This window comes from Candidatus Omnitrophota bacterium, assembly GCA_028716165.1.
Classification (GTDB): Bacteria; Omnitrophota; Gorgyraeia; order JABMRG01; family JABMRG01; genus JAQUQI01.
In genome coordinates this window covers 249,281-257,009 of record JAQUQI010000002.1, presented here as the reverse complement: position 1 = coordinate 257,009, position 7,729 = coordinate 249,281, and the positions used below count along the sequence as shown (strand labels likewise).

Genomic DNA, 7,729 nt, shown 5'->3' with positions numbered 1-7,729 from the left:
TGTTAAGCGGCCAGACTGTTGTAACCTACAATGACCTTGGATTAAACCAGGTTATTAATAAGCAGGTCATATCAGATATAGCTTATGACTCTGAAGACAGGGTAGCTTCCCAGACAATAGCAACATTCGCCGATGATTCAGACCAGAACTTGATCAATGTTCAAGAGATATCAAACATCACATACGATTCGCAGGATATGATCAGTTCGCAGGATATAATTACGCGTTCCCGTAGTGAGGTACTTGAAAGGCTGTCAATTTCCAATATGACATATGATTCCGAAGACCGCATTTCGGGACAGATTGTACAATATAAGACCCTTGACAATTCCACCGCGTCAGCAGGCAGTGACATTATATTCATTGAAGAGATGTCGGGAATTACATATGACAATCAAGACAGAATGAATGCCCAGACCATTGTTACCAAAGACGCGCGCGGTAATATATATCAGACAAGGCAGATGAGCAATGTTCTTTATGATAATTTTGACAGAATCAAGTCGCATCATAACGTTGTCTCAATGGATTCCCAGATAATATACAAGCAACAGGTGAATAATATAACCTATGATAATCTGGGCCTCTTATTAAGTAGTGAGACATTGACATATAACAAAAACGATAAACTTATCAGGCGCGAGGAGCTTTTGATAGTATCCAGGGACATTAACCATATGGAGTCAGGCCAGGAGGTCCGTGAATATACGGCCCAGGGCGTTCTGAAAGAAACGCGCAAGATATCTATTGCCTATGACCAGGATACCTTAAGAGCCAAGAAGACCACAACACAGTTTTGGAAGCAGAATACTCTTATAAGGACAGAGGAGCTGGTCATTAATAAATGGGACCCTGCTACAGGTGATATTACCGATCAGACCACCACAATAAGAGAGGATAGCCTTGTAACAACACAGCATATGTACGGCATTGTGAGGGACGCTTTCAGGCAGATAACAGCATATCAGATGGATATTGCCGAGACTGCCGGTAACTATACCAAGACAACGCATACCCGGCGCTTTGGTATAAAATATTATCTGGGCAATGTCAGTGAATACCGTGAGACTATCACATCCAGCCTTAACGGCATTACTACAAATGTCCATGCATATGACATGGTTTATGATTTAGACGGCGATACAGCGCCATCGGCATTCAAGAAGACAATAACCGAATCAGGCGCAGGTTACAGTAATACCACCCAGATAAGCAGGACTGCCACCACATATAATGACATGGGCCAGGCGACAGGCTATACGGAGACTGTGTCAAACTTAGGCGTAACCACGGTAAGCGTTTATTCCGGTATAACATACGACCTGCACGAGAGGATGCTGACATTCAGGATAGATGCAAGGGCCAACGGGCATGAGATACCGGCGGTTGCCAGGACATCAACAACATATGACAGTTACGGCATGCTTGTCGCTTACAGCGAGACAAGGTATGGCATAAGCTGTGCCGACATGCTTGGCTTTGACACCGCGGGCGCGTATACTACATCAAGCTGGTCGGGAGTTTATCAAAATCATATAGGTAATCTCAAAAGCTATAAAGTTGATTCAACCAACACTGCCCGCGATACGGATACGGTTCGCGGCAGAAGTTATGATTCACCCAAGGCTACCCTTGAACACACATATACAGAGGTTGAGATAAAATCTCGTAATAGTTTGGGGTTTGTTCTTTCGGAGACATCCAAGGTTGTAGGCCCCGGTGAGGACAAAGACGGCAAAAAGGTTACCGAGACTACTACAGCAACTACAACATATACATATGACGCAAACGGAAGGGTAAGCGGCAAAAAAACAGAATCAAGCTCCTCCAATTCAAAAGACGAATCCAGCACCAGCTATACGGAAACAACGATAACCTATTCTGCCGACGGCACTTCGGTTGCTACATCAAACTCGGTTACCAATAGCTCTGACGGCGGACAATCAAAAACCACAAGCACTACCACTACATATATTGACGGTTCTATGCTTGTGACAACTAAGACAAGCGGTACAAAGGGCGATGGGCAAAACAACGAGGATGATTTTGATGATGATACAGGCAGGCGTATCAGAAAAGGCAAACCTCAACCGCCAACACCTACACCGGATGATTTAGAAGATGATGATCCGCGGCGCCATGGGCGAGTGCCGAAAGAAGAGGGCGAATATGAAGAACCTGATCCTAATGCTTATACTAGCGGCAGTACGCAAAAATATGACTGCCTTGGCACCAAGCGTTACTATCATTCGGAATCTCAATCAACAGACGGATCAAGCCAAGCTCCTTATACGGTAACCGAGACATGGGATAAGTTTGGTAATAGCCTCGGCAAGGACGAATCAGGTAATGGCGGCGGAGGTGGCGGAGGCGGCGGAGGCAGAAGGAACACGCAGGATTATGAGGATTATCTTGAAGCGGCGCAAAGAGCGGGCTTTGAAGAAAAAGATCTGGAAAACCTTTCGGAAGTGGACAGGCTTGCTATTGAATTCCTGATGGAAGACCTAGAACTGGAAAGAGATCAAGCCTATGAAAAGGCACAAGCTCTTTTGGACAAGCTTGAAGAAGAGGGCAAATCATTAGACGAATTGAGCGGAGAAGAGAGATGGGCCTTCCAGCTTTGGGCTAACGGCAGTGTTACAAGTTATGAAAAAGCGATAGAATATATAGAAGCTCTTAAGAATATCCTTAAAGAAAACAATATTGACCCAAAAGACGCTACATCAGACCAGTATTGGGCTGCCCAGAGCGTTAAAAACGGGCAAAGCAGTACATGGGACGAGGCGCAAAAGTGGATAAACGCTTACAATGATGCTCTCGCCTTGCAGGGAACGGAGACGGCGCCTGTTACAAAAGACAATGCCACAAAAGTTCAGAGGCTTATTGCCGAGATAGCGGCTGATATAATGTGCGATGGCAAAACGATATCGCCTGTTTTAGCAAAAGCAGTGGATGCCGCGAAAAAGAAAGTATCCGATATCGAGAAGATGCTGCGTCAATTCTTCAGGACCGAAAAAGGGGTCCCGTCCACTATTGCTACTGCTACCGATGACCAGCTTAGCCAAGCGACGCATATGGCTGATCAGAACTGGGACTACAAAGCGGCCAAATCATATTTAGAAGAGTTAAAAAACCAAAAGGCCGCCATGCAACTCCTTGCAATACCCGAAGGTAATCTGACCGATTATCAGCGCAGGTTGTTAACTTACGCAATAAATGATGAAGAGTTTATGTCAATGGTCCAGGCAAATCGGGATATACTTTTTAATCCGAATACCGATCCGAAATTGACTGCTAAAAAACAGGAGCTTATGAATAAAGCGGCAGAGTGGGTTTTTGCTATCCGTTCCTATGGTGTGGAAGAAGGCAAGCTTGCCGATCATCCTGATAAGAACAAGTTTGAAAAAGCCGCCGAGCTTTACGCGACAGGATCGTGCGAGACCCCTGCCATAGCCTTAATGCTGATCCAGGTGGCTATTGACTACTTGGGCTTTGGTACTACCAGCCCAGACGCTGTCCAAATGCTGGCTCTTGAATACGCCATGGATGATGCCAATTTTATGAGACTTATTTCTGTCGCGGAAAATCTCCAGGATAAACAGGCAATAAAGTCTGCCGTGGAGTCTATACAAAATAAGGCAAAAAGATATGTATCAACTTTAACAGAACTTGGCACCAATTTAACAAATGCCACAACCAAGCAAAGATTTATTGCCCAGCTTTATGCTGCAGAAAAGTTTGATACTGTCGCGAAAGCTACGGAATGGGTTGAAAAATATGAAAAGGTCATTATCGCTGGAGGAAAGACCCTTGATAACCTTACAGATGAAGATATCCTTCTTCAAACAGCCGCCGAGCTCTATGCCAATGATACTAAAGGCAAATTCAAAAACCCTGACGCTGCCATTGAGTATGCCAAGGTTTACGTGGCTAACCAGGCTGTCCGCGCGCAGATTGCCGCTAAATTGGAATTTAAGGGCGTTCTTGATGATAAGCAGAAAGCTGTTATATCGTATATTATGAGTAATGAGGAATTAAAAGCTAAATTATTATCAGATAAGGGGGAGTCGCCTGAAATAAGAGATCAAATTCTCGCTAAGGCAAATCCATGGGCTGAAAGGTTTATTGATGCGTTTACAACATTAGGGACCACTTATGATGGTGCTAATAGCAAAGAGATATTTATCGCCCAGCGTTATGCTGATGGAAACTATGAGACTGTAAAAGATGCTGAACTATGGGTTGAAAAATATATGGAGGTCATTGCCCTTGAAGGAAAGACCCTTGATGACCTTACAGATAAAGATGTCCTTCTTCAAACAGCCGCCGAGAATTATGCTGATGATATTGAAAATAAATATCTTACGCCTCAAGATGCCTTAGATGCTGTATATGAGTATCTTGCCAGTCAGGCAGGATACTCTGGCAACACATCCGAAGCTTTTAATGACCTTTCAAACCGGCTTGACTCTATCCCGCTATATGGGCCTGAGCCTGATATCAAGCGTATCATGTCAGAAGCCGGATTAAAAATGGTAAATGATGTCTATTTGCAGACTCTATACAATGATGCTCTAAAATCAATAAACAAGACTCATGAATCCGCGACTGACAATGAAAAATGGGCTGCCGAGCTCTATGTCAATGATACTGAAGGCAGATATGATGACGTTTACGATGCCTTAGACGCTATTAACACCTATCTTGAAACCAAACAACTGGAAAAGTCTGTTATGGAGAAATTCGCGTATGAGGCCGGGACGATGACAGATAAGCAATATGGCGCCGTATATTATATTGTTAATGTCGCTCAAACAGCGGATAGATTATTGAACCTGCAAGATGCTTATTATGAACAAGAAATTGATTCCTTCAAACAAGAAGCCGAAGCCTGGGGCGAGAAATTCGCCGAAGCTTTAGGAATATATGATACTAACCACAATAGGGCTTCAGATATTCAAATATGGGCCGCCGAGCTCTATGCTAATGATACTGGAGATAAATATCCTACGCCTCAAAAGGCTATTAGCGCTGTATATGCATCTCTTGCCAGTCAGGCAGGATACTCTGGCAACACATCCGAAGCTTTCAGTGGCCTTTCAAGCCGGCTTGACACTATCCCGCTATATGGGCCTGATCCTGATATCAAAGGTACCATATCACGCGCCGGATTCACAATAGCAAAGAATACCATTTTGCAGACTCGCTACAATGATGCTCTAAAATCAATAGGCAAGACTCATGAATCCGCGACGGACAATGAAAAATGGGCCGCCGAGCTCTATGCTAATGATACTGAAAATAAATATTCCAAGCCTCAAGATGCCTTAGACGCTGTATATGAGTATCTTGCTAATCAGGCAGGATACTCTGGCAACACATCCGAAGCTTTCAGTGGCCTTTCAAGCCGGCTTGACTCTATCCCGCTATATGGGGCTGATCCTGATACCAAAGGTATCATATCAGAAGCTGGATTAGAAATGGCAAATGATATCTTTTTGCAGACTCTATACAATGATGCTCTAAAATCAATAAACAAGACTCATGAATCCGCGACTGACGATGAAAAATGGGCCGCCGAGCTTACAATTGACGGGACATTTGGCTCAATGGCAGACGCTGTCAGAGGCGTAAATAATTACCGTCTGGTAGAGGATGTCCTTAAACAAAACAATATTGCGATTATAGATGCTGATAAAGCCCAAAAACAGGCCGCCCAGCTTGTTGTTAATAATGACTATACCTCATTAGATGAAGCCTCTGCGGCTGTAAAAGCGTATCAAGGAGTAAAAGATATTCTTGCCTCAAATAATATTGATATAGTAGATGCTACAAATGAAAACGCAGTATGCGCTACGCTTGTCCAAGCCGGGCTTTATAGTGATCTCACCTCGGCCAAGGAAGGCCTTGATCATTATCAGCGGATAGAGTCTATACTGAACGCGTCAGGTGTTAACCTTGAAATTGCCTCATATGAGCAAAAATATGCCGCCCAGCTTGTCTATAGAGGCATGTTTAACGATTTGGATACCGCTTTAGCGGCTATTGCAAACAATAATAAAATGAGCTCTTTGTTAAAGGCCAATAATATTGACATTGCCAAGGCCAGCAATAATCACCTGTTGGCCGGTCAGATGACAATAGACGGCTTATTTAATAATTTTGACGAAGCCCTCGGCGCTTTAGGTTATTTCCAGAAGCTGGAGGCCTTGCTTAAAGAAGAAGGTATAGATATTTCTGACGCCGGCAACGATCAGATTTTGGCGGCAAAGGCGGTTGAGAATAAAATATTCGGCAGTGTGAATGAAGGATTAGAAAAGATTGGTAATTACAGGCGCATCCAAGAAATACTCTCCGGCGCCGGCATAGACATAAAATCGGCAAATGATAAACAAATTGGCGCCGCCCTGCGCGTTGCGGAGGGCCATTCCAGCGATTTTGACATGGCTTTATCTGATATAGAAAACGGTTTAAGCCTTACAAGGAAATTTAACGAAGTTGACTTAGGCCGTTGTAAAGATGTTGACGATTATTTCGCGGCCTTTGGCGACAGGAAGACAGACCAGCTTTCCAGTGTATTGAACAAAGCTCCGCGCTTTTCCGGAATAGCGCAAGAGGGGAGCCTTAATTCATTTTGGGCCGCTGTGATTGAGGAAGAGGCCTTCAAGGCGCTTGGCACAACAGCCGAAAAAGCCACTTCAGCCGAAAAGCTTGCCGTTCAATTTTTCCTTGACGGTTATTTCACCGATGTTAACCAGGCATATGCCGCTGTAGAGGTTTACAAAGATAACAAAGGTGTCATGATAAGCATGAGCATTACCGTTACATACAAGGACGATAATGTTAAACAAAAATTTACATATGACAATAAAGACAGGATCATAAATACAACGACTACACAAGATAAAACGGCTACGCAAGATAAAACGATAATAGTGTCAACCGATATATTCTATAAAAATGGCACCAATATTATCGCGAGTAAAAAGACCACGCGCACGATAGACGGCTTTATGGATTACGCTGAAGAGATAAGCGATATAGTCTATGACCAGTTCAACAGGATAAAGAGCCAAACTATAACGACAACCACCTACTCCAAGGATGATAGAGGTCAAATTAAGGAAACAGTCAGCAAAAGGTATATTTACGGTATTGACTATGATGCCCAAAACAGGGTAATAAGCCAAACAACCGCTGTGGAGATTACCGGCCGGATGCCCAATGGCACGGAGATAACATTAAGGAACCTTGAGATAGCTTCCGATATAGTATATGACGGCGATGCGGTTGCCACACAAACCCTAACACGCAAAACCTATTCCCTTAACGAAAAAGACGAGTTTATTTGCGATGAGAAAGGTATTCCCCTTCTTTCTACGGTTACATCAGATCAAGAAATAGCCGATTACAATACGATGATAGACGGCTTATCTGAGCAGTTTACAGCTTTAGGCGTTGTGAAGGATACGAAAGGCAACTTTGCGGCGGCAGATATTGCCAGAGCCCAGCTTCTGAAAGCAAAATGGGGATCTTTAGAAGCGGTCAAAGAACTTACAGATCCTCAGGGCACATTAGACGCAGCGATAGCAGATTACGACGCGATGATAGACGGCTTATCTGAGCAGTTTACAGCTTTAGGCGTTGTGAAGGATACGAAAGGCAACTTTGCGGCGGCAGATATTGCCAGAGCCCAGCTTCTGAAAGCAAAATGGGGATCTTTAGAAGC

Annotated in this window: 1 protein-coding gene; it reads left to right on the top strand. The window is 43.9% G+C overall.

Going from position 1 to position 7,729, the window contains the following annotated elements:
- On the top strand, nucleotides 1–7,729 hold a 7,729-nt coding region (locus PHV77_02590), incomplete at both ends, for a hypothetical protein (protein ID MDD5504186.1).